Source organism: Ruegeria sp. CDSB013, assembly GCF_059611165.1.
Window position 1 is genome coordinate 144,874 of sequence record NZ_JBXWPA010000007.1, and the last position, 25,750, is coordinate 170,623.

Below are 25,750 nucleotides of genomic sequence, written 5' to 3' on the forward strand. Positions count from 1 at the left end.
ACACCTATGACAACCACCCGTTTTGCCCCGTCGCCCACCGGTTACATCCACGTGGGCAACCTGCGCACCGCCCTGATGAACTATCTGATCGCACGCAAGGTCGGCGGTACGTTCATCCTGCGCATCGATGACACCGATCCTGAGCGGTCGAAGGAAGAATATGTCGATGCGATCAAGCAGGATATGGAGTGGCTGGGCCTGCACTGGGACCGGGTTGAGCGTCAGTCGGATCGTCTGGACCGTTATGCCGAAGCCGCAGACAAGTTGCGCGAGATGGGCCGGTTCTATGAGGCATTCGAGACGCCCACCGAGCTGGACCTCAAGCGTAAGAAGCAACTGAACATGGGCAAGCCGCCGGTCTATGACCGCGCGGCGCTGAACCTCAGCGATGCTGAGAAAGAAGCGCTGCGGGCCGAGCGCGGCAGCGGCGTCTGGCGCTTCAAGCTGGATCACGAGCGGATCGAGTGGAATGACGGCATTCTGGGCGACATCTCGATCGATGCGGCATCGGTGTCCGATCCGGTTCTGATCCGTGGCGACGGTCAGGTTCTCTACACGATTGCGTCTGTGGTGGATGACACCGAAATGGGCGTCACCGATGTGGTGCGTGGCTCGGACCATGTGACCAACACCGCGACCCAGATTCAGATCATCGAGGCGCTAGGCGGCACCTGCCCGCGTTTTGCGCACCATTCGCTGTTGACCGGTCCGCAAGGAGAGGCCCTGTCGAAGCGACTTGGCACGCTTGCTCTGCGTGATCTGCGTGAACAGGGCGTGCAGCCGATGGCGTTGCTGAGCCTGATGGCGCGTCTGGGCTCCTCCGACCCGGTTGAGCTGCGCTCTGAAATGGCGGAATTGATTGAAGGTTTCGATGTGAACAGTTTTGGGGCCGCGTCGACCAAGTTCGATGTGCAGGACCTGTTCCCGCTGACGGCAAAGCATCTGCAGTCCCTGCCTTTGGCCGACGTGGCCGAGGCCGTGGCTGATGCTGGTGTTCCAGCCGATCTGGCCGAACCCTTCTGGGCGATGGCACGCGAGAACATCACCACTTTGGCTGATCTCAAGGGCTGGTGGGAACTGTGTCGCGATGGGGCTGAGCCGCTGATCGCGGATGAGGACCGTGAGTTTATCGCCGAGGCTATGGCGCTGCTGCCCGAAGGTTCGTTCGATGGCGAAACCTGGGGCAAATGGACCAGCACAGTAAAAGAGGCGACCGGGCGTAAGGGCAAAGGCCTGTTCATGCCATTGCGAAAAGCGCTGACCGGCATGGAGCGTGGGCCTGAGATGGCCACGCTGCTGCCGCTACTGCAGGTTATTCGCGCAAAAGCCTGAGCGTTTTGTAATAGAATGAAGAGAGGCGGGATCATTCGATCCCGCCTTTTTCTATGCGTTCTGCACAATTCGGGCTGAAAGACGGCTGAGACGGTCATCCACGAATTTTGTCTCAACCGATTTCAATTGCTGATGGCGCGGGTATCGGGGCTCGGCCCGGTCGTTCAGGATTGGTGCATCCCATCCATCTGTGGTGGCAAAGAAACGATCTGCACCCTCTTCACCAAATGCGCGCAGGTATCCCTGCACGACCACATCAATGTAACTCAGTAGCAATGGGTGGTGATTGCTTGGAGCGCTGTGCCGGTCAGGAGACACAGCGTAGACGGCAATCTCGACCTCGTGCTTTATCGGGTGCGTGACGGATTGTGTAGCGGGAATTCGGCTATAGGCCCACTCCCGTTCGTCTAGCGCGATCCAATCATTTTTCGGCACATGCGCAATCATGCCTTCGATCTCGGACGCGCGGTCTGGTACCGCAGTCAGAAAGGCGACCGGTCGCAGGTCAGTATGCCGCCAAGCGCGCCGCCAGCCTTTGAGACGGGCAGGATGCGGATCGGGAAAGTCATGAGTCGACAGATTCACAAGGCTGCCGTAGCCAAAGAAATAGGGATCTGCCATGGGCCTGCGTGTCCTTTCCTGACGATTGATGTATGTCAAACCGCTTTTATGCCGGACATGCAATAAGTCTGCATCTTGAAATTTGGGAGGTCACGATGCGGATAACCAAACGGACGAACATTGCGGTGCGGCTGCTGATGTATTGTGCAGCGCATCAGGACAGGCTGGTCACCAAGTCCGAGATTGCCGAAGTGTGCAATATCTCGGAGAACCATCTGGCACAGGTCATCAATCAGCTCAGCCAGTTGGACTATCTAAGCACTCAGCGCGGTCGTAACGGCGGTATGGTACTAGCTCGGCCGGCCGAACAGATTCGGATCGGATCGGTGTTTCGTGATGTCGAAGGCAACCTGCCGCTGGCCGAGTGTTTTGCGGATGCCGACAACACCTGCCCATTGACGGATGCATGTCGATTGCGGATGGCGCTTCAGGACGCGGCTGAGGTCTTCTATGCCTCACTGGACGAGATTACGCTGGACGCCCTGATCTGCGACAACGATCCTTTGCTGCAGATTCTGCAACCGGTTGCCTGCGCGCGCGCAGGTTAATCGCTGGCACGCAGGATGCGGGCCGGGCGGACGGCCAGAGGACGCAGGGCAAAGATCAGCCCCGCGCCAAGTGTCACGATGATGCCAGCCAGAACAATTCCGATTGCAGACGGCCAGATCACCGAGAATTTCGTGTCGAAAATATAGGTGGCAACGGCCCACCCACCTAGGATGCCGGTCAGTAGCGCAACGCCACCAGCAGCCGCGCCCAACAGCGCGGCGCGCAGGGCAAAGCTGAACAGGATGCGCCGCCGGTCCGCGCCCAGTGTTTTGAGGATCGCGGCCTCATATCGGCGCGCGGGTTCCCCAGCCGCGGCAGCACCGATGAGGACCAAAAAACCGGTCAGAAGGGAAATCCCTGCGCCGTAAGACGTCGCCGCTGCGATGCCTGCCAGCAGGCCCGAGACCCGATCAATCGCATCGCGAACGCGGATCGCCGTTATGTTGGGGAACGTCCCGGCCAAATCGCGCAGAATTGCAGTTTCGGCCTGTTCTTCGGCGTAGACCGTCGCGATAAAGCTGTGCGGGGCACCTGCAAGGGCCGATGGATTCATGGACATGATAAAGCCCATACCTGCGTTTGAGAAATCAACCTCGCGCGTTGATGTAAGTTCTGCGGTAATGTCCCGGCCCAAAATATTCACGGTCAATTGGTCGCCGAGTTTAAGGCCCATTTCTTCCGCCTCTTCAGCTGCGAAACTCACCTGCGGGGTACCGGTATAGTCTTCGGCCCACCATTCGCCCGAGGTTATGCGCGCGTTATCAGGTGGCCGGACGGAATAGGTGATGCCCCGGTCGCCATCCAGTACCCAATGATCGCCTGCCACTTCGCGGGCGGGCTTGTCGTTGATCTGCGTTATGATCCCGCGCAGCATCGGTGCGCTTTCGATCCGGCTGACGCCGGGGTCGGTGGTTAACCTGTCGTTAAAACCCGGCATTTGGTCCTTCTGGATGTCGACGAAAAAGTAAGACGGGGCAACGTCCGGCAAGTTGCCGGAAATTGCATTGCGCAAGGTGCCGTCGATCTGCCCAACGGCCGCCAGAACCGAAAGCCCAAGACCCAGAGACAGTACAACGGATGCAGCGCCCTCGCGAGGGTCGGAAATGGCCGACAAGGCCCACCGAAGGGCCGGACGCCTGCGCGCTGATGGGGCGCTAAGCCGAGCCAGCCGGCGCACCGCATAGGCCGCAGCGGACAGCAGCAGCAACGCGCCCACCAACCCTCCGGCGGTCCAGAACGTCAGGCGCGCCGAGCCGCTGAACCAGGCAGCTGACGCGATCAGCAGCGCGAGGCCGGAACCAGTTGCGATGAGGTACACCCCTCGTGGAACCGCACGTGCCGAGGTCAGAGCATCCCGAAACAGGGTCGCTGCGCGGACGTCTTCGGTGCGGGCAAGGGGCCAGAGCGTGAACAGAAAGGCCGTCAGTAAACCGTACAACGCTGCTTCGGCAAGCGGTGCCGGATAAAATGAGAAAACCGCGGGTACAGGCAACCGGGCTTCAATCAAGGGGGCCAGCAGCAGCGGCAGCAACCCGCCCAAGGCAAGGCCCAGCAAGATGCCGATCCCGGACAGGACACCGATCTGGATCATATAAGTTTGGAATATTGTCGCCTTGTCAGCGCCCAGTGTGCGCAGTGTCGCGATGGTCTCTGTCTTTTGGGACAGATAGGCGCGCACGGCTGCGGAAACTCCGATGCCGCCGACTGCAAGGCCTGATAACCCGACCAGAACCAGAAATGCGCTGAGCCGCCCGACAAACTCGGCAATACCGGGCGCACCGTTGCGAGCATCAGTCCATCGCATACCGGTGCCCTCAAAATTCTGGCGCGCTTCTACCGCTAGATCTTGCAGCTCGGTTCCTGATGGCAGGGCCAGGCGGTATTTGGTGGAAAACAGGGTTCCCGGGGCCAACAGGCCGGATGCTTGCAAATCTTCGGTCCGCACCAGCGTGCGAGGGCCCAGACCAAAGCCATCTGCCGCCCCGTCCGGTTCATGGATCAATGCGGCGGTCAGGATGAATTCTTGCGTCCCCAGTGCAAAGCGATCTCCGACGGAAAGATCCAACCGGTCAATCAGCGACGGATCCATTACCGCGCCGGGAAGACCTTGATGTGTCCCTAAAGCCGCCGACAGCGGCATTGCAGGCTTCAAAACCGGAGACCCCAATAACGGGTAGGTGTCGTCGACTGATTTAACCTGTGTCAGCGCGCGTTGCGTTTCAGCGCCCTGATAAGCAACGGCCATTGAACGAAAATCGACCACTTCAGAGACAGCTGTCCCGGTCTGGTCCATCCAGGCGCGTTCGTCATCTGTGGCAAATCGGTAGGTGAATTCCAGTTGCGCATCCCCGCCCAACAGGGCCGCGCCTTCTTCGGCCAAGCCAGCTTGGATCGCGTGGCGCACCGATCCAACTGCTGCGATTGCGGCGACACCCAGCGCAAGACACGCGAGGAAAACGCGAAACCCATGCAGCCCGCCCCGAAGTTCACGGCGTGCCAGACGCCCGGCCAGCCGAAAGCTCATTCCGCAGCCTTTTGCTGGCTGTCTTCCGAAATTCGCCCGTCGCGCAAGCGTACAACCCGATCGCACTTGCGCGCCAGACTATGACTGTGGGTTACAAGCACCAGAGTGGCGCCGTGTTTGTCGCGCAGGCCGAACAACAAATCGACGATAGCCGCGCCGTTCGTTTCGTCCAGATTTCCTGTCGGTTCATCCGCCAGCAAAATTTGCGGACGCGGCGCGGCGGCCCGGGCCAGCGCAACGCGTTGTTGTTCGCCGCCCGACAATTGCGCCGGATAATGATCGCGGCGGTGCGACAGGCCAACCGCGTCAAGTTCTGCCGCAGCGCGTTGAAACGCATCCTTGTGTCCGGCCAATTCCAGCGGCGTGGCCACATTTTCCAGGGCGGTCATTGTTGGGATCAGATGAAAGTTCTGAAAGACGACCCCCATCGCATTGCGTCTGAAACGGGCCAGAGAATCCTCATCCATGCCAGTCAGATCCTGGCCAAGGGCTGTGATCTTGCCCGCGCTTGCCTGTTCCAACCCGCCCATCAGCATCAACAGCGAGGATTTGCCGGACCCGGACGGTCCGACAAGCCCAAGCGTTTCGCCTTTGGCGACGGTCAGGGTAATATCGTGCAGGATATTGACCCGGCCGGCATTGCCATCCAGCGACAAGGTGGCATTTTGGAGCGAAAGAACTGGTGTCGTCATAAGTACTTCCAAAAGGAGACGGTCATTTTGGGATATGGAGTTGTTCAAAAAATGCGCAAGGCTCTGATGGCTTTACTGTTTGCGTGTTGCGGCTTTGCCGCCACAGCGGAACCGTTGGTCATCGCGGCCCTCGGGGACTCGCTGACACAAGGATACGGGCTGCCGGAACAGGACGGGTTCGTACCACAGTTGGATCAATGGCTGAAGGATCAGGGCGCAGACGTGCAATTGATCAATGCCGGAGTTTCCGGGGATACGACAGCCGGCGGCGCGGCCCGTGTGGATTGGACGCTTACACCTGACGTGGACGCGATGATCGTAGCGCTGGGCGGCAACGATCTGCTGCGCGGTATCGACCCGGCTGTCTCGCGCGCGCACCTTGAGACAATCGTAACCTCCGCCCGGGCGGCGGAGGTTGAGGTGTTGCTGATCGGAATGCAGGCACCGGGGAATTACGGGGTCGATTACAAGCAGGCCTTTGATGCGATGTACCCGGATCTGGCCAAGGCATATCAGCTTGTGTTTGCGGAAAGCTTTTTTGAAGGGTTGCAGCCAAACGGCGACCCGAGCGCAGTCCGGCAGTTCATGCAACCGGACGGAATTCACCCCAACAAAGAAGGCGTGGCGCGGATTGTAGCAGCGCTTGGGCCTTACGTGCTGGAGCTGGTCGAAACCTCGACCAAGCAGGATTGAGAAGATGCCCGGGCGATTTTTTCTGACACGGCCAATGTCTGAGATCGCCCAGTTTTTGAATGTCCGGTGTGACGTGGACCCACAGCCGCCGCGAAGGAACATTCAACCGGGTCAGGAACTGATCGTTCTGACTGCCCACGGCCTGACACCCATGCGATGGGGCATGATCCCGGTTGGGCGCGTCAATGCGCGCGGTCGGCCTGTGATGGAAACTATAATCAACGCCCGGTCCGAAACCGTCTTTGACAAAACCGCCTTCGATGGCGTTGGCCGAGCCGTTGTTCCAGTCGACGGGTGGTACGAGTGGACAGGCGAAAAACGTCGAAAAACCGCATGGCGCATCGCCTCGGCGGATGGCTCACCTCTGTTCTTCGCCGCGATCACCGACAGTTGGCAGGCTCCGGGCGGTCTGCGGGTTGACCAGTTTGCAGCTGTGACCTGCCCACCTAATGCTGATCTGGAGCCGATACACCATCGAATGGGCGTCCTGCTACAACCTGCCGACATTCAGACATGGGTCACAGGAGCCGAGGATGACGCCAAAGCGCTGGCGCAACCTTGGCCGGACGGGTTGTTGCAGATCGAAGAGGCGACGGACGTCGACTGGTCCGGGTCGTGACCGCCTCAGACAACCGTGACCACAGTTCCCACCGGTACACGCTCATACAAGTCGATGACATGGGCGTTCAGCATCCGAATGCATCCGTTTGAGGCCGCGCGCCCGATGGTTTGCGGTTGCGTCGTGCCGTGGATACGGAAATAGGTGTCGACCCCATTCTGAAACAGGTAGAGCGCGCGTGCCCCCAGCGGGTTTCCATCTCCGCCCGGTTGAACATAATCATTGTCCTTGAACTTGGCGTAAGTCAGCGGTTCACGTTCGATCATCTCGTTCGTGGGGCGCCATGTCGGCCACTCTTTCTTGACGTCGATCGTGGCTGTGCCGGTGAATTCCAAGCCTGCCTTGCCAACGCCGCACCCATAGCGGATCGCCTTGCGCGGTTCGGTGATGAGATACAGGTAGAAGGACCGTGGCGCGACCAGAAGCTGCCCCGGCAGAAATTGTTTCTTGACCCGAACGAACTGGGGCGTGGGGTCGTATTCAACGGCTTTTTTCTTGGCCGAAGCAATACCGGGTGTCAGGCCAGCGGCAGCAGATGCTGCAAGGAAAGTGCGACGTGTGAACATATCGGTTCTCTTAAGGACAACAGGAAAATCGTAAACCAGTGTCGGAATGATAACCGATCTGGTCAATCATCTGCCAAGAGTAACCGTATTGTGATGTAATCGCAGAGACACACTTCTGTTGCAGTTTTGTCCCGCGTGATGTGAAAAGGGCAGAGGTAACCTCTGCCCTTTCATGGCCTTAGGCCAGTGCGATATCGTCGGCGCTTTCGCGGCCGTCACGACCAGCGCGCAGCTCGTACGTGACTTTCTGGTTGTCGGCCAGACCGGTCAGGCCCGAACGCTCGACAGCCGAGATGTGAACGAAGATGTCTTTGCCGCCATCTTCAGGTGCGATAAAGCCAAAACCTTTGGTGGTGTTGAACCATTTTACGGTGCCTGTGGGCATATCCGTTGTCTCCTGTTTTGTGCTGCCCACGGAGTTGCGGCAGCCCGGCGTCGTTGTCTGTATCGATAGACTGAGCGCCGGAAACGGTGACAGTGGGTCGAAATAGAAAAACGTAAGCCCCATTGATATGGCATCGGGGTGGGCGCGTGACAAGGGATTTTGTGCGTTTCGTACAAGGGTTTGAGGGCCAGTTTCCCGATTTGCACAAGAATCCGCCGACGGGTTTGGTTATTGGTTCAGCGGCCTTTGAAAAGGAAAGGCCATGCGATCTGTGCGCTGAGTGGGCATCTAGAAAACTCTAACCAAGTCTGTGATCAGGTTGCGGCATGAGCAATTGCTGCCGCATCCGCATTCCCGGAGCCAAGTACTTTTTTTACCGTGTCTCTGGCCGATTGATTATCGGATTTGTTAGTGCGCGAGTTGTAGCAATTGCGCGCGGCCTTTGTGGTGACGCGTTTGTTGTATTGCCGGATCATCGGCACGCGGATTGAACCTTGCCGCCGGGAGATGTGGATTATTCGACACGGTGGCGGTTGACCAAAATTCGGTTTGTACGGGGTGTCGGCGCATTCGGTCCGCGGGGCGGGTCGAAAATTGTCGAATAGAAACGTGGGAATTGGCAACGCAGGTTTTTGGAGCACTGGATCCGTGATGAGCGAGATTATCGTAATCTCATGGCACATTGCTGGGGTAATCCTGTCAAACACGGGTTTGTAGAGCCCCCTACCCATTGGCCGAATTCGTCCATACACCGCGATATTGGTGCAGGTCGCGTTGATCCGGAATGGAGTGGCAGCGTCAGCGAAGGGAAGCTTGGGGAACCGAAGGATGGGTGATTTCACCCATCACTCCTCTGCAGAACCTCAGTTTAGAACCCCGACAATCCGCAAAAGAAGCACCCAAAATTGTCATCAAAAAAATAGTGCCGTAACGTCACGATAGGGGCAGTGGCATGAGCTTTAGTTCGCAATGCCGCATCACAAAAAGACTTTTTGACTGGCTGTTCAAAAATGACGCGGAACGCGGTTTTCTTCCCCGTTGGCGCTTGATCTTTCTTTCATATGTACGCTGCACCGCTGCGGGTGGCCACTCACGGAAATACGGTCCTTGAGCCGACGTCCACCGCACGCTCGGATCGGCCCGCAGCGGAACATTGCAACGAATATTCAGTTTCAAACAATTTCCAGAAACCCAACACGCACGGTGAAAGATATGTTTTTCAAGTCGATCCTAGACCATATTCTCAAATCAGCGGAGCAGGCAAATTCGGTGCCCAAAGAGCTTGCCGGGAAAACGCAAATTGGAAATTCTGGAGCGGTTAACAAAAAAGAACTGACTGTGCTTTTTGGAGATGTTCTGAACGAGAAGCAGGTACGGAGTGGTGAAAACCAACAGCCAGTCGGCCAGTCGCAAAAGTAACTGATTTCCGCGGGCTGTTGTAAGGCACAGATCGAGAATGCGCTGACAACGTGACTTTAGTTGTGAGAGGCAGAACTCCGACCGGCTGCATAAGGCTCACAAATGGTCTTGAGAAGCTAAGAAAGATAGCCGCACACACCAGTCAAACCGTATTACCGATATCTACGCCGGTACTCACTCCAAGTAGGCTATTTGAGGCCCGAAATCATATCCGTTGGTTCCGGGCTTCAAACATAGTTTTTATCGCGCAAACTTCTTATGTTTCAACCGCTTGGGCTCCAGCGCATCCGGTCCAAGGCGGCGCTTTTTGTCCTCTTCGTAGTCTTCGAAGTTGCCCTCGAACCATTCCACATGGGCATCGCCCTCGAACGCCAGAATATGCGTACAAATACGGTCCAGGAAAAAGCGGTCGTGTGAGATGACCACGGCGCAGCCGGCGAAATCGACCAGCGCGTCTTCCAGCGCACGCAGGGTTTCAACGTCCAGATCGTTGGTCGGTTCGTCGAGCAGCAGGACGTTGCCGCCCTCTTTCAGCAGGCGCGCCATGTGGACGCGGTTGCGCTCACCGCCTGACAGCAGTGAGACCTTCTTCTGCTGGTCGCCGCCCTTGAAGTTGAAGGACGAGCAGTAGGCGCGGGAATTGACCTGCGCGTCACCCAGTTGGATGATCTCGGCACCGCCGGTGATCGCCTCCCACACGGTGTCGTTGTCCTTGAGGTCGTCGCGGGACTGATCGACATAAGACAGCTCGACCGTGTCGCCCAGCGTGATGGTGCCGTTGTCGGGCTGTTCCTGACCGGTGAGCATCTTGAACAGGGTCGATTTACCAGCACCGTTGGGGCCGATAACGCCTACGATTCCGCCGGGGGGCAGGGCGAAATCCAGCCCTTCGATCAGTTGCTTGTCGCCCATGTGCTTCGACAGGCCCTCGACCTCGATCACCTTGCCGCCAAGGCGCTGGCCGTTGGGGATGACGATCTGGGCGCGGGTCAGCTTTTCGCGTTCGGACTGGTCTGCCAGCTCGTTATAGGCGTTGATCCGGGCCTTGGATTTGGCCTGACGGGCCTTTTGGCCCTGACGCATCCAATCCAGTTCTCGCTGCAGAGTTTTCTGCTTGGACTTGTCCTCGCGTGCCTCTTGCTCCAGCCGTTTGGCCTTTTGTTCCAGCCATGCGGAGTAGTTGCCCTCGTAGGGCAGGCCCCGGCCACGGTCGAGTTCAAGGATCCAGCCGGTGATGCTGTCCAGGAAATAGCGGTCGTGGGTGACGATCAGGATGGTGCCCTTGTAGTCGATCAGGTGCTGCTGCAGCCAGGCGATGGTTTCGGCGTCCAGGTGGTTGGTCGGTTCATCGAGCAGCAGCATGTCGGGGGCCTGCAGCAGCAATTTGCAGAGCGCGACGCGGCGTTTCTCACCGCCCGAAAGGTTGGCGATGTTGGCGTCGTCGGCCGGGCAGCGCAGCGCCTCCATCGAGACGTCGATCTGGCTGTCGAGGTCCCACAGGTTCTGGCTGTCGATCTCGTCCTGCAGCTTCGCCACCTCATCAGCAGTTTCGTCGCTGTAGTTCATCGCCAGTTCGTTATAGCGATCAAGGATCGCCTTCTTTTCGGCCACGCCCAGCATGACGTTTTCACGAACGCTGAGGGTTTCATCCAGTTTCGGTTCCTGCGGCAGATAGCCGACCTTGGCGCCCTCGGCGGCCCAGGCCTCGCCTGTGAAGTCCTTGTCGAGGCCCGCCATGATCTTCATCAGCGTCGATTTGCCGGCGCCGTTGACGCCGACAACACCGATTTTCACGCCGGGCAGAAAGCTCAGGTGGATGTTTTCAAAGCACTTCTTGCCACCGGGATAGGTCTTGGAGACACCCTGCATGTGGTAGACATATTGATAGGCGGCCATGTCGCGTCCTCTGGGTCGGGGAAATCAGGTTGGGCGGGGTGATAGCGGATGGTTCGATTAGGGGCAATCAAGAACAATAAGGCCGGATGAAGCTGTTTGCGCAGTTTGCAAGGACGAAACGCCGAGTGGTTAAGACCAGCGGGGTCAAGATGTTGGGGATTCCCTCTGCAAGGTTTGCTGTATACACACAACCCAAACGGGAGATTGGTAAATGAAGATGAGCAGTTATGTGATAATTTCGATGGCTTTTTTTGCTTTCGGGGCGATCAGTTCAATGGCGGCTCGTGCTGAAAATTTGCCGGACTGCAAGGCGTACAAAGACGCAACTTATTGCTCAACATACAATGTGGCGCAGATGTCGACGTCTCAAATCGAAGGGGGTGATTTTGCTTCTGCAAGTATTCTGACTATGCTTAGGGTTTCGAATAAGTCAGAGCACGATATCAGGTACTACGTTACCTTTAAGTTCATTAAATCACTTGCAAATATCGAGGAAGAGTTCGCACTGACCGAAGACTACCGACAGCTCAAAAAGTCACTTTTGCACCAGATGCTTAAATATGTAGCTTTGACTGGTGATGAGATCAGAGCTCAAGTCTATTTGGCATACTTTGAATTTTTCATCGAACCGAAGGTGGAATTGCCAAAGAGCGTTAATTATCCTCAGATTAAATGGAAGCAGCAGTCAGCGGATTCCAAGCTTCATATTAAGTGTATTGTCGAAAGTGACGTTCCGTTTTTGCCGCTGAAAGAGATTGCTGAATCCGCCGAATTCAAAACATGTATGAACGGATAAACCGGAGGTTATTTGTCCCTGAGTGTATTGATATCCAACTGGTGCAAACCTGGCCGTATTGGCTGGATCGGTCTGCGACCTGAGCGTCGTGCGGAGATGGTCGCGGTTGAGGAAGGCATGATCTCCACCAATGGGCTTGAAGGCGACCGGGGCCGCGCAGGCAAGCGGGCCGTGACGCTGATCCAGCAGGAGCATCTGGCGGCGATTGGGTCATATCTTGGGCAGGGGCCGGTTACTCCGGACATCCTGCGTCGCAATCTGGTGGTGTCAGGGATCAATCTGGCGGCGCTCAAGGGGCGTGAGGTGCAGGTAGGCGAGGCCGTTCTGCGTTTTACCGTTATCTGCGCGCCGTGCAGCCGGATGGAGGAGGCGCTGGGCAAAGGCGGCTATTCCGCCGTGCGGGGGCATGGTGGGTGGTGCGCCGAGGTGGTGCGGCCGGGGCGGGTCACGTTGGGTGATGAGGTTCAACCGGTTGATTGACAACGTTGTCCAGTTCTGAACATCAGCAAGTCATGGATCGTTTTAGTATTCCGTACGCGCGGCCCGGGCTGGTCATCGGGCTGTTCGGTGGGTCGTTTGACCCGCCGCACCAGGGGCATGTGCATGTCACGCTTGAGGCGATGAAGGCGTTTGGACTGGATCGGGTGTGGTGGCTGGTGTCTCCGGGCAACCCTATGAAGGCGCGGGGGCCGGTGCCTCTTGCACAACGGATGGCAGCGGCGCGGGCGTTGATGCAGCACCCTCGGGTCGACGTGACGGATATCGAAGCGCAGACTGGGACGCGGGCCACGGCGGATACGTTGGCAGAACTGCGGCGTCTTTATCCCAAAGTGCGGTTTATCTGGATCATGGGCGCGGATAATCTAGCGCAGTTCCATAGGTGGAAGAATTGGCGGCTGATCATGGACAGCGTGCCTGTCGGTGTGATTGCGCGCCCCGGCGACCGGATTTCTGCGCGGATGTCCCCTGCTGCGCGGCTTTACGCCAAGTACCGGATAGATGGGCAGGCGCGGCGTCTGCTGGGGCGCGCCGATGCGCCCGCGTGGTGTTTCGTGAACGTACCGATGGTCGATGTAAGTTCCAGCCAAATCCGGGAGCGGGGAGGTTGGGGCGCTGAGGTGTTGCCGGAATAGCCCCATGCGCGCATAATCCATATCTGTGGTTGTGTGTATTTAATCTGTGAGATTCTATTCGACTTATGACTGATCGATTTTCTCGACGTGGATTTTTAGCAGGGCTGGGGGCAGCTTTGATCCCTTCTGCTGTGCTGGCCGAGGCGCCTTTGGTCTCGTTGCGCCCTCAATTGCGCGGCGACGTACCGACCGGGGTCGAGCGGCTTGTCCAAGCGGCCGGGCTGCGTGGTGAGGTGGTTTTCGCGGTGGCGGATGCAACAACGGGCACGCAGCTGGAAGAGTTCAGTGGCGATCAGGGGCTGCCGCCGGCAAGCGTGGCCAAGGCGCTGACAGCTCTTTATGCGTTGGATGTCTTGGGGTCGGACTACCGGTTCGAGACCGCCCTGATGGCGGATGGACCGATCGAAAATGGTATCCTGAAAGGTGACTTGATCCTTGTGGGAGGTGGCGACCCGCTGCTGGACACCGATGCGTTGGCCAATTTGGCGGCGAATTTGCGCGAGGCTGGGATTTCCGAAGTTCAGGGTGCGTTCAAGGTTTATGAGGGGGCGCTGCCCTATGTGTTCAGTATCGATCCGGGGCAGCCGGATCATCTGGGCTATAGTCCTTCAATCAGTGGCATATCGTTGAATTTCAACCGGGTGCACTTTGAGTGGAAACGTGATGGTACCCGCTATGACGTGTCCATGGATGCGCGCAGCGCGCGGTACAAACCGTCGGTCGATGTGGCCTCTATGCAGATTGAGAAACGAAAAGCGCCTATCTACACCTATGAATCCAGCGCGCGGCAGGACCGCTGGACCGTGGCGCAAGGGGCGCTTGGTACTGGTGGGGCGCGGTGGTTGCCGGTGCGCAAGCCTGCGCTTTATGCGGGGGATGTGTTCAGGACGCTGGCGCGCGCGAATGGGATCCAATTGGGTCGCGTGCAGGTCATGCGCGAAACACCGAAGGGAACCTTGCTTGTGGTGCATCACAGTGACCCGCTGGATAGTATACTGCGCGGCATGTTGAAGTATTCGACCAACCTGACGGCTGAGATGGTTGGTATGGCGGCCTCGCAAGCGCGCGGCGCCAACTTGCAATCATTGGCGGATTCTGCGGCCGAGATGAACCGTTGGGCGACCGAGACATACGGTGTGACTGGGATCGCCATGGTGGATCACTCGGGCCTGGGTGATGCGTCCCGAATGGCACCGGGAGATTTGGTAACAGCTCTGGTTGCTGCGAAACAGGCGGGCGCATTGAAACCCTTGCTGAAAAAATTCACCCTTGCGGACAGTCAGGGACGGCCCGTTCAAGACCACCCGATCAAGGTTGATGCTAAAACCGGTACGTTGAACTTCGTATCCGGCCTTGGAGGTTTCATCACAGCGCCGGGCGGTTCCGAGCTTGCCTTTGCGATTTTTACTGCAGATGTCGACCACCGTGCCACGATTCCGCGCGCGCAGCGCGAACGACCACAAGGCGCGCGAAGCTGGAACAATCGCTCGCGCAAACTCCAACGCGCACTGATCGAGCGCTGGGGGTCTATGGCCGGAAGCTAAGATCAGGTAGTGTGACGTGCCCGAGCGCCGCGTTCGATCGCGGCGGCATGCAGGCGATCAATGCTCAGCTCGTAACGAATTTCTTCAAGCAGGCGCAGCTCGGATTCCGCCAGCGAACCATCAGCGGCGGCCACATCACAGGCCAACGCATAGGCGGTTTCGTTCAGCCGTTCGGGCAGGTTGTCGCGGATCAGGCCGAACAGCGCATCCAGCCCGTCTTCTTGTTCAAACAGGTCAAACACGGTTTGCGAAACGCGGCGGGTACGATCGATGTCATATTCGGCAAAAACCGGCAGCATATTGACCGCGCCTTCGATTTTGACCAACTCAGCTGTGCGGATGGTTTCATCAGATGCAGAGATCGCAACCATGATCGCAACAAGGCAATCCTGAGGGGACATCGGGTGGGGTACTTGTTCGGTCATGGTGTCGTCCTGATTAGGCTTTCTGCATCAGCACGATAGGTGGGCAAGCGTGCAGGTTCAACGGGTTTCGCATCGGCTAAGCTAGAGAATGGGCAAAGGACCGCGGGTTTTGTTCTGTCGCAGCACGAAGTTGCTGCGCGTGTCACGCACAAGTCCGGATTTCAAAAGCCGCTGCATTATAAAGTGCTCGAGTTCCTCTGGGGTTTTGGCGTAGACTTTCAGAATGAAATCATGATCTCCGGTGATCGAGGCACACTCGACGATCTGAGGTTCGGTTTCAATCAGGCGCAGGAACGCATTGATGCTGTCCTCTTGATGTTCGCGCAGAGCCACGTGGACATAGGCGATGGCGTTCAGCCCAACGGATTTGGCGCGCACCTGCGCTGTGTAGCCAGAGATTATATCAGTGGCCTCAAGGTCGCGCACTCGCCGCCAACATTGCGACGCGGATAGCCCTGTGCGATCTGCTAGGTCCTGCATGGATTGGCGGCCATCCATTTGAAGCTCTTGCAAAATAGCGATGTCGGCAGATTGAAGCGTTTGTTTCATAAAAAATCACTCCGCGATATGTATTTGCCAAAACTTCCAGATTTATCAGCGACTTTAAACCAATTTTCTCAATCCAAGGGGGTAAACTCTTCACAAGGAGAAAAAGTGATGCCCAAGTCGACCAAATATATCGCCAAGATCGCCGATGCGCGCGGCCATATCGCGTACACATCAGAAGAGGATGCGGTTTGGGCCGACCTTTACGCGGCCCAAGAGGAAAACGTTCAGCGCTATATGGCGCAGGACTATCTGGACGGGTTGAAAAGACTGGACCTGCCAAAAACCACCGTGCCGTCTTGTGCCGATATCTCTGAACGGCTTCTGGATATGACCGGCTGGCGGGTCCAACCGGTGCCTGCGCTGATCGGGTTCAAGACTTTTTTCGGCATGCTAGCGGACAGGGTCTTTCCCGCCGCATCCTTTATCCGCTCGCGCGAAGATTTCGACTATATCGAAGAGCCTGACATCTTTCACGAGATATTCGGTCATACGCCCCTGCTGAGCGATCCCCGCTTTGCGGCTTTCAGCCATGCCATTGGGAAGGCCGGGGTACAGGCCAGCGACAAGGATTACTCTTGGCTGATCCGACTGTACTGGTTCTCAATCGAATTTGGTCTGCGTCGTCAGGATGGTGAGATCAGGGCACTGGGCTCAGGGCTTGCGTCTTCGCCGACCGAGCTTGTCTATGCTGTCGAGAGCGATATCCCCGATCGGGGCCCGTTCGACATTATGGCAATCCTGCGCACGCCCTATCGGATCGACATGCACCAAATGGGCTATTTCGTGTTAAACTCACCTGAGGAGTTGTTTGCAGCTGCCGAGCGCGACCTATTGCAGGACGTGCGCAAAGCTCAATCCCTTGGATTGCTGCCGAACAAGTTTCCGGAAAAAGCAACCGCAGCGGAGTAAACGGATCATGACCACATCAGGAGAAACCTGCAGTCTGTCGGACCGTACTTGTGTGCCCTGTTCCGGCGGCGTCCCGGCTTTGACTCGCGATGAGGCCAACACCCATTTTGCGGAGCTCTCGTCCGACTGGCAACTGGACGTGGATGCAAAGATGCTGAGCCGGCACTTCAAGTTCAAAGGCTTTGCCAAGGCGACCTATCTTGCAAATCTCTGCGCTTGGTTGGCCGATCAGCAGGGGCACCATCCGGATGTCTGCTTCGGGTGGGGATATGTGGATGTCAAACTGACGACCCACGAAATCGGCGGCCTCAGCGAAAATGACTTTATCTGGGCTGCGAAACTGGACCAGTTGACAGCTTAAATCGTCCTTTCCATCAGGAAAAACAGCGCGCTTTATTGACTCATGCTGCACCGGCACAATAGGAGGGGTCGGTCGGTTGCATCGGGCGACCGACACTGTTTTTCCCGATGGAGCAAATCTGATGTCTGAACTGCGTGAAACCGCGATGTCGTCCAAGGCCTGGCCTTTTGAAGAGGCGCGCCGGTTGCTCAAACGCTATCAGAAAGGTGCTCCGGAAAAGGGATACGTGCTGTTTGAAACGGGCTATGGTCCCTCAGGTCTGCCGCATATCGGCACGTTTGGCGAAGTGGCGCGAACGACGATGGTCAAACGCGCGTTCGAGGCGCTGTCGGACATCCCGACGAAGCTGATCTGTTTCTCGGATGATTTGGACGGCATGCGCAAGGTGCCAACCAATGTGCCAAACCCCGAGATTCTGGAACAGCACTTGCAGCGCCCGCTGACCTCGGTGCCAGATCCCTTCGGCACGCATGACAGCTTTGGCGAACATAACAACGCGATGCTGCGCCGTTTTCTGGATACGTTTGGTTTCGAGTATGAATTCTACTCGGCCAAGGAATTCTACGAGTCCGGACGGTTTGACGAGATCCTGAAGCGTGCGGTTGAGCGTTATGACGAGATCATGGCGATCATGCTCAAAAGCCTGCGGGACGAACGTAAGCAGACCTATTCGATCTTCCTGCCGCTGCACCCCGAAAGCGGGCGGGTCATGTATGTGCCGATGAAAAAGGTCTGTGCTGAGACCTACACCGTGACCTTTGACGATGAGACCGGTAAAGAATGGACGGTTCCTGTCACAGGCGGCCACGTCAAGCTGCAGTGGAAGCCGGATTTCGGCGCGCGCTGGGCTGCGCTGGGCGTTGATTTCGAGATGTACGGCAAGGAACACGCCACGAACGAAAAGATCTATGACGCGATTTGCCGTGCGTTGGGCGGGCGTGCGCCCGAGCATTTCTCGTATGAGCTGTTCCTGGACGAAAACGGTCAGAAGATTTCCAAATCGTCGGGCAATGGTGTGTCGATTGATGAATGGCTGACCTATGCGCCGACGGAGTCGCTGGCATACTTCATGTATCAAAAGCCCAAGACGGCGAAGCGTATGCATTTTGACGTGATCCCGAAAGCTTACGACGAATACCACCAGCAATTGCGAGCCTATCCAGGGCAGGAGCTGAAAGCGCAGCTGAACAATCCCGTCTGGCATATTCACGGTGGGGACGTTCCGGAATCCACTCTGATCGTTCCGTTTGCGATGTTGTTGAATCTGGCGTCGGTTTCCGGGGCCGAGGACAAAGAGGCGCTGTGGGGCTTTATCCGTCGCTATGCACCCGAGGCCACGCCCGACACCCATCCTGATCTGGATCAGGCTGCGGGGTTTGCGGTGCGCTACTTCAACGATTTCGTCAAACCCACCCGCCAGCACCGCGCGCCGACCGATCAGGAACGCGAAGCGCTGGAAGCACTGAAAGCCGCGCTTGAGGCTTATGATGGTCCGATTGAGGACGAGGCGCTACAATCCGTGGTTTATTCCATCGGACGCGAACGGTTCGACCCGATGCGCGGTTGGTTCACTGCGCTTTATGAGGTGCTGCTTGGTGCCTCGCAGGGTCCACGCTTTGGTGGTTTCATCGCCCTGTACGGCGTGCCCGAAACCATCGCACTGATCGAAAAAGCATTGGTCGGAGAGCTGGTCTGATTTGACCTAATACCGCATGGGGCTACCCTTTCATCAGGAGGTGACCCCATGCGTCGTTTACTACTTGCTGTATCACTCAGTGCCGGACTGGCTACGGGCGCGTTTGCCCAAAGTGCCGAGATCGAGGCAAATATTGCGGCGCAAATACAGGCGTTTAAGGCGGATGATTTTGCCACTGCCTTTACCTTCGCAAGCCCCAACATCCAGAGCTTTTTCGGAACGCCTGAGAATTTCGGAGCGATGGTTCGCAATGGCTATCCCATGGTCTGGAGACCTGCAGATGTTCGCTTTCTGGAACTGCGAGAGGTTGCTGGCGCATTGTGGCAGAAGGTTATGGTCACGGATGGCAATGGACAAGTGCACGTTTTGGATTATCAGATGGTTCGGCAGGAAAACGGCTGGAAGATCAATGGTGTGCAGCTTTTGGGAAATTCAGATCCAGCTGCATGATGCAACACCACCGTCACGGTGATATGAGCGGCGGTTAATCCCTATTCGGTACTCAGACTTTTGCGTTCGGGCAGCCCCGGACACTGGGTTTGTGCGCGCGGCGACCTGCTGCGGGCGATTGGGAAAGGGATTTCTATGAACAAGGCAATCACCGACGGCATCGTCTTCATGCCGCCTGCTTTCGCGAATGGTCTGAGCGTCTGGTCCAGAGGCGACGGGACACCGGGTTCGCCAACCTATAATGGGGCACCGAATGGGGCATTCGTTCCGGCAGACCCGGATTTCGGCGGTTGCCTTGAAATCCTGAAGGTGCAGGCAACCCAGCAGCTTCGCTACATGGGACAGACGCCCCTGATCCCGGGGTGCTATTTGCAAATCAAAGCACGTGTCAAAGCCATCAGCGGTCCTTTGCCCCAGGTTCGTATTGCGGCCTGGGCTGGCGGGGCAGGTGACCAGCAGGTAAACGGCGTCGTTGATCAGGGGCCGGTCACGCAGCTATCGGGCTATGGCACCGTCCATGAAATCACAGCTATCGTTGGCAATGGTCAACGCTCGGGCGTCGACATGCCCTGGGGCGTTGCTGCGCTTTATGGGCATTTCGGCCTGAATATCGATGGTGCCAACGGTTCGCTCGTTCGGGTCGATGATATCGAGATCACCGATGTCACCAGCATCTTCCTGCGCGAAATGATCAGCACTGTCGACGTGCGTGATTATGGTGCAATCGGCGATGGCGTCGTCGACGATTCCGTAGCGTTCGAAGCAGCGGATCAGGCGGCCGGCGGTCGCCGGATCTATGTTCCGAAGGGGACGTATTTGCTGGCGCAGAACACATCGATGTCGTCCGAGATGGATTTTGAAGGCACCATCACCATGCCTGACGACAAGATGTTATTGTTGACAAAGAACTTCGACCTTCCAGCGTATATCGCGGCATTTGGGGATGAAGAACTGGCGTTCAAAAAAGCGTTTCAGGCGTTGCTGAACAATTCGGACCATGAATCGCTGGATATGGGCGGGCGTAAAATCTCGGTTACGGCGCCGATTAACATGGCCGCCGCCGTTCCGAACCGGCAGGGCGGTTTTTCGACCCGGCGCATCATCCGTAACGGGCAGTTCGATGTCAAAAGCAGTGCGGCCTGGGATACCGAGACGTTCACCTCGGTCGCAACCTACAACCCGGCGGATTCGACCAAGCTGACCAATGTGGAGAACATCGCCAATATTCCGGTTGGCGCGCTGGTGCAGGGCAATGGTGTTGGGCGTGAAATCTATGTGCGCTCCAAGGATGTCGGTGCCGGAGAGATCAGGCTGAATGACCCGCTCTTTGATGCGGCGGGGACGCAAACCTTCACGTTCCAGTCGTTCAAATACCTGTTGGATTTCAGCGGTTTCAGTACGTTGCGCAAATTTGGTATGGAAGAGATCGAATTTCAGTGCAACGGCCGCAGCAGCGCGATCCGGCTTGCGCCGTCCGGCAGTACCTTCGCGGTGACGAATTGCTTTATCAGCCGGCCCAAAGATCGCGGCATCAGCTCGCACGGGACCGGATGTCAGGGGATGTTGATCGACAATTGCCAGTTCCTGTCGACCGAAGAATCCTTCAACGTGTCCGACCGCAAATCCATTGCGTTGAATGCCAATGCAAACGATATCAAACTACGGCACAATCGCGCTGTGCGGTTCCTGCATTTTGCTGTGTTGGCCGGATCCAACAACCTGATTTTAGGCAACCACTTTTTCCAAGGAGACAGCATTCCGCAGGGTATCCGCAGTGCCGGGCTGATCATGACCGGGACTTATAACAGCTCGACCATTTCCGAAAATTATGTCGACAACTGCTTTGTCGAGTGGACCAACGAGCGGGATGCAAACCCGGTCTACACAAGCGGATATTCCTTCAGTTCGATGACAATTTCGGACAACATCTTTTATGCAAGCGAAGTCGCGCCGTGGTTCAGTCAGATCGTCATTCGCCCGCATGGGGCCGGGCACTATCTGAACGGAGTGGTCGTGACCGGGAACAAATTCAGGTCAAGCAGCGGTCGTATCGACCGGGCCGACCGCGTTGATACCAGCTTTGCCGATCTGAACCATTCCGCGCATCTGAACGTGATTTTCGAAGACAACACGTTCAATGGCATCAACGCAAAGGTGGAAAACCCGTTGCGAATCCGACGCTCGCAGCAATCGGCATCCTCGGTTTGGACCATTCCTGCTGACGGCCGGTTGCCCTTTGGCGGCAAGGCACGCGGGTGCGATGCGGTTACGGTGTTGGGGCCGCTCAGAAATGCGGGCGGGCAGATCGTTCACGCCACGCCCTATGTCGAGCTAGAGCAGGGCGCAATTCAAGACACTATCCAAATGCGCTGGCCTTTGCCCGTCAGTGGGTCGGTGTCGGCCATCATGCGTATGGAATACTAAACGGCACCGATCACGGGCGTTTTAGAATGTATTCCAGATAGCCAGCCTGATGCCCGTATTTTTGCGGGCATCATTGCGCTCTAAGCCCAGAACCCATGTGGTGGGGCTGTCCTTGGTGCGGATCATGATCGAGGGCTTGATCCTCCAGTGCAGGGGTTGGTCTTTTTGGTACGCGGTTTCGATTTGCAGCAGGGGGTTAATAAGGCGCGGGGATGACAGGCCTGCAGTAAGGTCCAACTTGCGATATACCGCATCATGCGTTCGAAATTCCAGCGCAGCGTCAATGGCAATCCAGCCATTGCCCCAGCCGGTCTGAAACCCCTTGCCGTACGAAAGCGTGGCTTTGTACAAGGCCCAGGCTCGCATCTGGCGATGATGGGCTCCGATTGCAATCTCGGCAGCAAAGCGCCCTGACTTTTCGAATTCGGCGACAGGCAAGCGGGCAAACACCAGAGCATGCCCATAAATGTCGCGGTGCTCTTCAACGTCCAGGCCAAGCGTTAGCTTCTCCCGCAACCCGTACTCGGCATAAAATGACCCTTTGTAGTCGTATCCGTAATCCGGATCCTTAAACGCCGTTACGGCAGTCGATACAAAAGCTGCGCCCTTGTCCCGCAACCAAGCGCCAGACCAGGCTGGTGAGGCTGCCAACAACAAAATCAGAAGGATTGAAACCCGGCGCATGCGCGCAGCATCCGCCAGCATGGTTAACAGATCGTTAGGATTTGACCCAAATCCGCAGGAACTTGATGCCGCTAAATGACAAAGGAAACACAAGACCTTTTCAAAACCTATGTTAAGTTTGAAACAGATAGAGGAGAATCCAGATGCCGAAGATTGCCAAAGACGCCAGCGTCCAGACAGTTATCACGACCTTTGAGATGACGCCCGGCACCTGCCAGGACTTGCTGGAAGCTCTGACGGACGCTTATGCGGAATTCATCTCGAAACAGCCCGGATTTGTCGCTGCGGGACTGCACGTGAATGACGCGCAGACGCGGATCGCCAACTATTCGCAATGGGAACGCCGCGAGGATTTTCTGGCCATGCTGCGCACCACGGAAATGCGAAACCGCAATCGGCAGATTAACGAGCTGTGCAAAAGTTTTGAGCCGGTGATGTATGAGGTGGCCGGGACTTTTGGTGGAGCCTGATCTGAATCAATGCCTAACAGCCTGAGATGGTGCAGGATTCAGGCGTGAAAACGGAGGTGCGCGTCATGTATCACAATATTCTTGTCCCCATTTCCTTTGATGCCGAAAGGGATATCTCGGGGCCGTTGAAGCTGGCCGAAATACTGGCGACATCGGATGCGCAGGTCACGTTGCTGCACGTGGTCGAACACATCCCGAGTTACGCCATTTCCTACATGCCGCCAGAGTATCTGGCCGAGGCACGTAAGGCGCTGCAGATGGAACTGGACGCGCTTGCCGAAAAACTGCCCAACGCCAATGGTGTTCTGGTCGAGGGTCATTCGGGCCGGACAATTCTTGATTGGGCGGTCGAACATAAGCCCGACCTGATCATCATGGCGTCTCACCGTCCCGGGATGCAGGATTTGTTGCTGGGTTCTACGACCAACCATGTGGTGCGCCATGCGGCCTGCGCCGTTCATGTGGTGCGCTGATCGGTCCAGATATCGGTTGGGGCAAGGCGCCATGCCTTGCCAAAGCCGCCGTTCAAAACGGCATCGGAAATGGTGAACGTGACAAACCCGAAATCGGTGAAGTCCGCATAAAGCTTGGCTTTGGGCCTCAGGCTCAGATACCGGGCGCGCAGCGCGGCGTGTTTCTCTGTCTTTCTGGCGACGAGCTGCGCGTTGGCATGCAGCGTCAGCCTTGGGTGCGTCAACGGATCGCCTGTATCACCGGGTTCACCAATCAACAGTGCACAGGCCGGATTGGTGGTCAGTGCCCGGGTATGGTCGGCCAGGGTTGAGATCAACGTGACCGGCCGCCCCCGATCATCCGTTGCAAGGGCTACGCGCGACACAGAAGGTAAAGCCGTATCAGGGTGCAACACGGCCAGCGCGCCGAACGTCGCGTTTTCGATCAGGTCGCGGGCCATTTGGCAGGCTGTTTCATCAACCGGGCGATACGGGTCGGTTTTGGTCATCGGTATTTTAGCCCTGGAGGTACATCCGGATGCAACATTATCCGCATAGCGACCTATACGCGAGAGGGACATTCGGGTCTCGGTTTTGCCACAAATCCGGGTTAGGTGTCCGGTATGGCGCTCAATGATTCCGAGCAAGGCTCGAATAAGAAAAACTCAAGAGCCGCAGCGCGAAATCGGCGCGCGGATGCGCAGCGCAGACGGGCGCTGTCGCCTTTTCGTATTATTATCATGATCCTTATGTTGCCCGCGACCACTGCGGCGATCGCGGTGGGTGTTTTTTTGCGGACATCAGAATTCGAAGGCCCCGATGCCCTGTTGCATCTGGTGGCCTTGGCTGGCTGCCAGGCCGCCGAAGCCTTGGTGCCGGGGCCGTACTGGGACGGTGAGCCGGGATACCACACGCGCAACGATACGGATGGAGATGGTGTGGCCTGCGGGGCGACGGCTCCTCAGTTCGCAATCCCCCAACCGGCTGCGGACCCTCAACCGGCTGCGACGGCGCCTCAACGGCAGGTGGGTTCGGCCAAGTTCGTCCGGCCCTGATCACCTCGATCCGAAACATTCGAATCTATGCTATAGTGCGCGTGACGCGCCGCTTCGGCCGTCTGTGGGGGATTTCGCCCTGAAAGGGAGGAAAGTCATGTTTGCACGTATTACGCAGTTTAAAATGAAGCCTGGCATGCGGGATGCTGCCGAGGCCAAAATGAATGAATTGAAAGATCAGATTATGGGCATGGAAGGCATGCACAGCTTTACCAATGTCATGAATGAAGACGGTACCGGATTTGTCGTCGCAGTTGTCCAAAGCGAGGAAACATCAAACGCGAACGCGTCCAAAGTGGCCAAACTTTGGGGACATTTTGCCGAGTTTCTCGAAGGTCCGCCGTCGCCTGCAGGGTATGACGTCGTGGTCCACTGGGACAAGGGATAATACCTCGCCCAGCGCTTGCCAAAAGACACGCAATCGCCAAAATTGGGCTGATGACCCGCGATGAATTCAACAGCTTTTGTGCCAACCTCAAGGCCACCACCCATGTAGTGCAATGGGGCAATGCGGATGTATGGAAAGTGGGTGGCAAGGTCTTTGCGCTCTGTGGCTGGAATGACGGCAAGGATGCCTTCACCTTCAAAGCAACCGATCTGGCCTTTGAAGTGCTGGGGGGCGAACCCGGCATCCGCCCAGCGCCCTATCTGGCGTCGCGGGGTATGAAATGGCTACAGGTCTATGACGAACGCGGCATGAGCGATGCGTCGCTGCGCGAGCATATCGTGACGTCCTATGATCTGGTCGTGGCCAAGCTGACCAAGAAATTGCGGGCGGAATTGGGTGTTTAGCCCTTCATCGCCTGCAGCAATTCCAGCAGTTGTTTTCGGTCGCCGTCATCCGTGTAGTCACCGGTGGCCAGACGCTCGGCAATGCGCAGGCGCAGGCGTTCTTGCTGGGTGCGCACCTCTTCGCCTGCGGTCTCAGCCAGAGTTTTCATGATCATCGCCACCGCTTGTTGACGCTTGGTGGTGGGGTTGGCGATATAGTCGACAAGGCTCTGTTGCCCGGAATCGAGGATGTTTTCGGCCAGATCGCGCAGCTGATCGCCATTGGGCAGCAGCGGGGCGAGGGCGTCCGCGGGCGGTAGGATTTCCGGCACGCTGCGCGGGGTCTCGGCCAGAGCGTTTGCGCCGTCGACAAAGGCCTCGGTAATCATCCGCGTGATCTTGATGGCGCGCGGGTCCTTGAACAGGGCCGAGGCGATGGCCACGCCGTAATCCGTATAGACCCACGGATTGACCCGCCGCCCACCGCGACCCTTGGGCTTAGAGATCACATTCTGTGATTGCAAATCACCGACCTCGGCATCGGTCAGCTGAAAGCGGTAGCCCTCGAACAGATCCTTGTTGCGCGATACGGCCTGATTGAACGCGCTGACGGATTTTCCGTAGAACTGTGCCAGATCCTCGGCCAGCACCACACGGGTGCCGCGCACTCGGTGAATGGCGCTTTGGACCTCATGCGTGCTGGGCAGGTTTTTGGGGTTCGTCATGGCAACCGTT

Annotated in this window: 30 protein-coding genes; 19 read left to right on the forward strand and 11 right to left on the reverse strand. The window is 57.2% G+C overall.

The window, feature by feature from the left end:
* Window positions 1–6 precede the first annotated feature (6 nt).
* Window positions 7–1,332, forward strand: a complete 1,326-nt coding sequence (gltX, locus tag AC2FJF_RS13670; RefSeq protein WP_496725886.1) for a glutamate--tRNA ligase — start codon at window positions 7–9, stop codon at window positions 1,330–1,332.
* A gap of 51 nt (window positions 1,333–1,383) precedes the next feature.
* On the opposite strand, the gene AC2FJF_RS13675 is transcribed toward gltX, so the two are convergent.
* A complete protein-coding gene (locus AC2FJF_RS13675) occupies window positions 1,384–1,953 on the reverse strand; it encodes a gamma-glutamylcyclotransferase family protein (protein WP_496725887.1) in 570 nt (189 codons plus the stop codon).
* A 95-nt stretch (window positions 1,954–2,048) separates the two neighbouring features.
* Here AC2FJF_RS13675 and AC2FJF_RS13680 point away from each other — a divergent pair, with 95 nt between their 5' ends.
* A complete protein-coding gene (locus AC2FJF_RS13680; RefSeq protein ID WP_496725888.1) occupies window positions 2,049–2,501 on the forward strand; it encodes an RrF2 family transcriptional regulator in 453 nt (150 codons plus the stop codon).
* Here the strand turns inward: AC2FJF_RS13680 and AC2FJF_RS13685 are convergent.
* Both AC2FJF_RS13685 and AC2FJF_RS13690 read right to left on the reverse strand, forming a co-directional pair.
* Window positions 2,498–5,026 (reverse strand): ABC transporter permease, encoded by a 2,529-nt coding sequence (locus AC2FJF_RS13685; protein WP_496725889.1) that lies wholly within the window; start codon window positions 5,024–5,026, stop codon window positions 2,498–2,500. The genes AC2FJF_RS13680 and AC2FJF_RS13685 overlap by 4 nt on opposite strands.
* Window positions 5,023–5,718: an ABC transporter ATP-binding protein gene (locus tag AC2FJF_RS13690; RefSeq protein WP_496725890.1), complete on the reverse strand. Its 696-nt coding sequence runs from the start codon at window positions 5,716–5,718 to the stop codon at window positions 5,023–5,025. Before AC2FJF_RS13690 ends, AC2FJF_RS13685 begins: the two co-directional genes overlap by 4 nt.
* Window positions 5,719–5,784: 66 nt before the next feature.
* Here AC2FJF_RS13690 and AC2FJF_RS13695 point away from each other — a divergent pair, with 66 nt between their 5' ends.
* Together AC2FJF_RS13695 and AC2FJF_RS13700 are read left to right on the forward strand one after the other, a co-directional pair.
* Window positions 5,785–6,411 (forward strand): arylesterase, encoded by a 627-nt coding sequence (locus AC2FJF_RS13695; RefSeq protein ID WP_496725891.1) that lies wholly within the window; start codon window positions 5,785–5,787, stop codon window positions 6,409–6,411.
* Window positions 6,412–6,415: 4 nt separating this feature from the next.
* Window positions 6,416–7,030, forward strand: a complete 615-nt coding sequence (locus AC2FJF_RS13700) for an SOS response-associated peptidase (RefSeq protein WP_496725892.1) — start codon at window positions 6,416–6,418, stop codon at window positions 7,028–7,030.
* A 5-nt stretch (window positions 7,031–7,035) separates the two neighbouring features.
* Here the strand turns inward: AC2FJF_RS13700 and AC2FJF_RS13705 are convergent, their stop codons facing one another.
* Together AC2FJF_RS13705 and AC2FJF_RS13710 are read right to left on the reverse strand one after the other, a co-directional pair.
* Entirely contained in the window at window positions 7,036–7,596 is a 561-nt protein-coding gene (locus AC2FJF_RS13705; RefSeq protein ID WP_058278724.1) for a L,D-transpeptidase, read from the reverse strand.
* A 178-nt stretch (window positions 7,597–7,774) separates the two neighbouring features.
* Window positions 7,775–7,981 carry a cold-shock protein gene (locus AC2FJF_RS13710; protein ID WP_058273677.1) on the reverse strand — a complete coding sequence of 69 codons (207 nt, stop codon included), beginning with the start codon at window positions 7,979–7,981 and terminating at the stop codon, window positions 7,775–7,777.
* Between the two features lie 1,107 nt (window positions 7,982–9,088).
* Here AC2FJF_RS13710 and AC2FJF_RS13715 point away from each other — a divergent pair.
* Window positions 9,089–9,400: a hypothetical protein gene (locus tag AC2FJF_RS13715; RefSeq protein ID WP_496725893.1), complete on the forward strand. Its 312-nt coding sequence runs from the start codon at window positions 9,089–9,091 to the stop codon at window positions 9,398–9,400.
* Window positions 9,401–9,640: 240 nt separating this feature from the next.
* Here AC2FJF_RS13715 and ettA read toward each other — a convergent pair whose 3' ends face one another.
* Window positions 9,641–11,296 carry an energy-dependent translational throttle protein EttA gene (gene ettA, locus AC2FJF_RS13720; protein WP_496725894.1) on the reverse strand — a complete coding sequence of 552 codons (1,656 nt, stop codon included), beginning with the start codon at window positions 11,294–11,296 and terminating at the stop codon, window positions 9,641–9,643.
* 211 nt (window positions 11,297–11,507) lie between these two features.
* Between ettA and AC2FJF_RS13725 the strand changes: the two genes are divergently transcribed.
* The 4 genes from AC2FJF_RS13725 (at window position 11,508) to dacB (ending at window position 14,769) form a co-directional block, all read left to right on the forward strand.
* Window positions 11,508–12,092 (forward strand): hypothetical protein, encoded by a 585-nt coding sequence (locus tag AC2FJF_RS13725; protein ID WP_496725895.1) that lies wholly within the window; start codon window positions 11,508–11,510, stop codon window positions 12,090–12,092.
* Window positions 12,093–12,104: 12 nt separating this feature from the next.
* Window positions 12,105–12,572: an MOSC domain-containing protein gene (locus tag AC2FJF_RS13730; RefSeq protein WP_496725896.1), complete on the forward strand. Its 468-nt coding sequence runs from the start codon at window positions 12,105–12,107 to the stop codon at window positions 12,570–12,572.
* A 32-nt stretch (window positions 12,573–12,604) separates the two neighbouring features.
* Entirely contained in the window at window positions 12,605–13,225 is a 621-nt protein-coding gene (locus AC2FJF_RS13735; protein WP_496725897.1) for a nicotinate-nucleotide adenylyltransferase, read from the forward strand.
* A gap of 65 nt (window positions 13,226–13,290) precedes the next feature.
* The gene (gene dacB, locus AC2FJF_RS13740) at window positions 13,291–14,769 is read left to right on the forward strand and encodes a D-alanyl-D-alanine carboxypeptidase/D-alanyl-D-alanine endopeptidase (RefSeq protein ID WP_496725898.1); all 1,479 of its coding nucleotides are present in this window, start codon (window positions 13,291–13,293) and stop codon (window positions 14,767–14,769) included.
* 2 nt (window positions 14,770–14,771) lie between these two features.
* Here dacB and AC2FJF_RS13745 read toward each other — a convergent pair whose 3' ends face one another.
* Window positions 14,772–15,194, reverse strand: coding sequence for a tellurite resistance TerB family protein (locus AC2FJF_RS13745; protein WP_058273455.1), 423 nt, complete (start codon window positions 15,192–15,194; stop codon window positions 14,772–14,774).
* Window positions 15,195–15,275: 81 nt separating this feature from the next.
* Window positions 15,276–15,743, reverse strand: a complete 468-nt coding sequence (locus AC2FJF_RS13750) for an Lrp/AsnC family transcriptional regulator (protein WP_496725899.1) — start codon at window positions 15,741–15,743, stop codon at window positions 15,276–15,278.
* A 108-nt stretch (window positions 15,744–15,851) separates the two neighbouring features.
* Between AC2FJF_RS13750 and phhA the strand changes: the two genes are divergently transcribed.
* From phhA to AC2FJF_RS13775, 5 genes are all read left to right on the forward strand, one after another.
* The gene (gene phhA, locus AC2FJF_RS13755; RefSeq protein WP_496725900.1) at window positions 15,852–16,652 is read left to right on the forward strand and encodes a phenylalanine 4-monooxygenase; all 801 of its coding nucleotides are present in this window, start codon (window positions 15,852–15,854) and stop codon (window positions 16,650–16,652) included.
* A gap of 7 nt (window positions 16,653–16,659) precedes the next feature.
* Entirely contained in the window at window positions 16,660–17,013 is a 354-nt protein-coding gene (locus AC2FJF_RS13760; RefSeq protein ID WP_496725901.1) for a 4a-hydroxytetrahydrobiopterin dehydratase, read from the forward strand.
* A gap of 121 nt (window positions 17,014–17,134) precedes the next feature.
* Window positions 17,135–18,709, forward strand: a complete 1,575-nt coding sequence (locus tag AC2FJF_RS13765) for a lysine--tRNA ligase (protein WP_496725902.1) — start codon at window positions 17,135–17,137, stop codon at window positions 18,707–18,709.
* Between the two features lie 48 nt (window positions 18,710–18,757).
* On the forward strand, window positions 18,758–19,159 hold the full coding sequence (locus AC2FJF_RS13770) for a DUF4864 domain-containing protein (RefSeq protein ID WP_496725903.1): 402 nt from the start codon (window positions 18,758–18,760) through the stop codon (window positions 19,157–19,159).
* A gap of 135 nt (window positions 19,160–19,294) precedes the next feature.
* Window positions 19,295–21,583 (forward strand): glycosyl hydrolase family 28-related protein, encoded by a 2,289-nt coding sequence (locus AC2FJF_RS13775; protein WP_496725904.1) that lies wholly within the window; start codon window positions 19,295–19,297, stop codon window positions 21,581–21,583.
* Window positions 21,584–21,604: 21 nt separating this feature from the next.
* Here AC2FJF_RS13775 and AC2FJF_RS13780 read toward each other — a convergent pair whose 3' ends face one another.
* Window positions 21,605–22,288 carry a hypothetical protein gene (locus tag AC2FJF_RS13780; RefSeq protein ID WP_496725905.1) on the reverse strand — a complete coding sequence of 228 codons (684 nt, stop codon included), beginning with the start codon at window positions 22,286–22,288 and terminating at the stop codon, window positions 21,605–21,607.
* Between the two features lie 122 nt (window positions 22,289–22,410).
* On the opposite strand from AC2FJF_RS13780, the gene AC2FJF_RS13785 reads away from it, so the two are divergent.
* Together AC2FJF_RS13785 and AC2FJF_RS13790 are read left to right on the forward strand one after the other, a co-directional pair.
* The gene (locus tag AC2FJF_RS13785; protein ID WP_058278712.1) at window positions 22,411–22,737 is read left to right on the forward strand and encodes an antibiotic biosynthesis monooxygenase family protein; all 327 of its coding nucleotides are present in this window, start codon (window positions 22,411–22,413) and stop codon (window positions 22,735–22,737) included.
* Between the two features lie 65 nt (window positions 22,738–22,802).
* Window positions 22,803–23,210, forward strand: a complete 408-nt coding sequence (locus tag AC2FJF_RS13790; RefSeq protein WP_496725906.1) for a universal stress protein — start codon at window positions 22,803–22,805, stop codon at window positions 23,208–23,210.
* On the opposite strand, the gene AC2FJF_RS13795 is transcribed toward AC2FJF_RS13790, so the two are convergent.
* Window positions 23,195–23,698: a HugZ family pyridoxamine 5'-phosphate oxidase gene (locus tag AC2FJF_RS13795; RefSeq protein ID WP_496725907.1), complete on the reverse strand. Its 504-nt coding sequence runs from the start codon at window positions 23,696–23,698 to the stop codon at window positions 23,195–23,197. The genes AC2FJF_RS13790 and AC2FJF_RS13795 overlap by 16 nt on opposite strands.
* A gap of 114 nt (window positions 23,699–23,812) precedes the next feature.
* On the opposite strand from AC2FJF_RS13795, the gene AC2FJF_RS13800 reads away from it, so the two are divergent.
* The 3 genes from AC2FJF_RS13800 to AC2FJF_RS13810 all read left to right on the forward strand — a co-directional run bounded on the left by AC2FJF_RS13800 (window position 23,813) and on the right by AC2FJF_RS13810 (window position 25,036).
* Window positions 23,813–24,244: an excalibur calcium-binding domain-containing protein gene (locus tag AC2FJF_RS13800; protein WP_496725908.1), complete on the forward strand. Its 432-nt coding sequence runs from the start codon at window positions 23,813–23,815 to the stop codon at window positions 24,242–24,244.
* Between the two features lie 97 nt (window positions 24,245–24,341).
* Entirely contained in the window at window positions 24,342–24,632 is a 291-nt protein-coding gene (locus AC2FJF_RS13805; RefSeq protein WP_170414756.1) for an antibiotic biosynthesis monooxygenase family protein, read from the forward strand.
* Between the two features lie 50 nt (window positions 24,633–24,682).
* Window positions 24,683–25,036 carry an MmcQ/YjbR family DNA-binding protein gene (locus AC2FJF_RS13810; RefSeq protein ID WP_496725909.1) on the forward strand — a complete coding sequence of 118 codons (354 nt, stop codon included), beginning with the start codon at window positions 24,683–24,685 and terminating at the stop codon, window positions 25,034–25,036.
* Here AC2FJF_RS13810 and AC2FJF_RS13815 read toward each other — a convergent pair.
* Window positions 25,033–25,740, reverse strand: coding sequence for an ORF6N domain-containing protein (locus AC2FJF_RS13815; RefSeq protein ID WP_496725910.1), 708 nt, complete (start codon window positions 25,738–25,740; stop codon window positions 25,033–25,035). The genes AC2FJF_RS13810 and AC2FJF_RS13815 overlap by 4 nt on opposite strands.
* Window positions 25,741–25,750 lie beyond the last annotated feature (10 nt).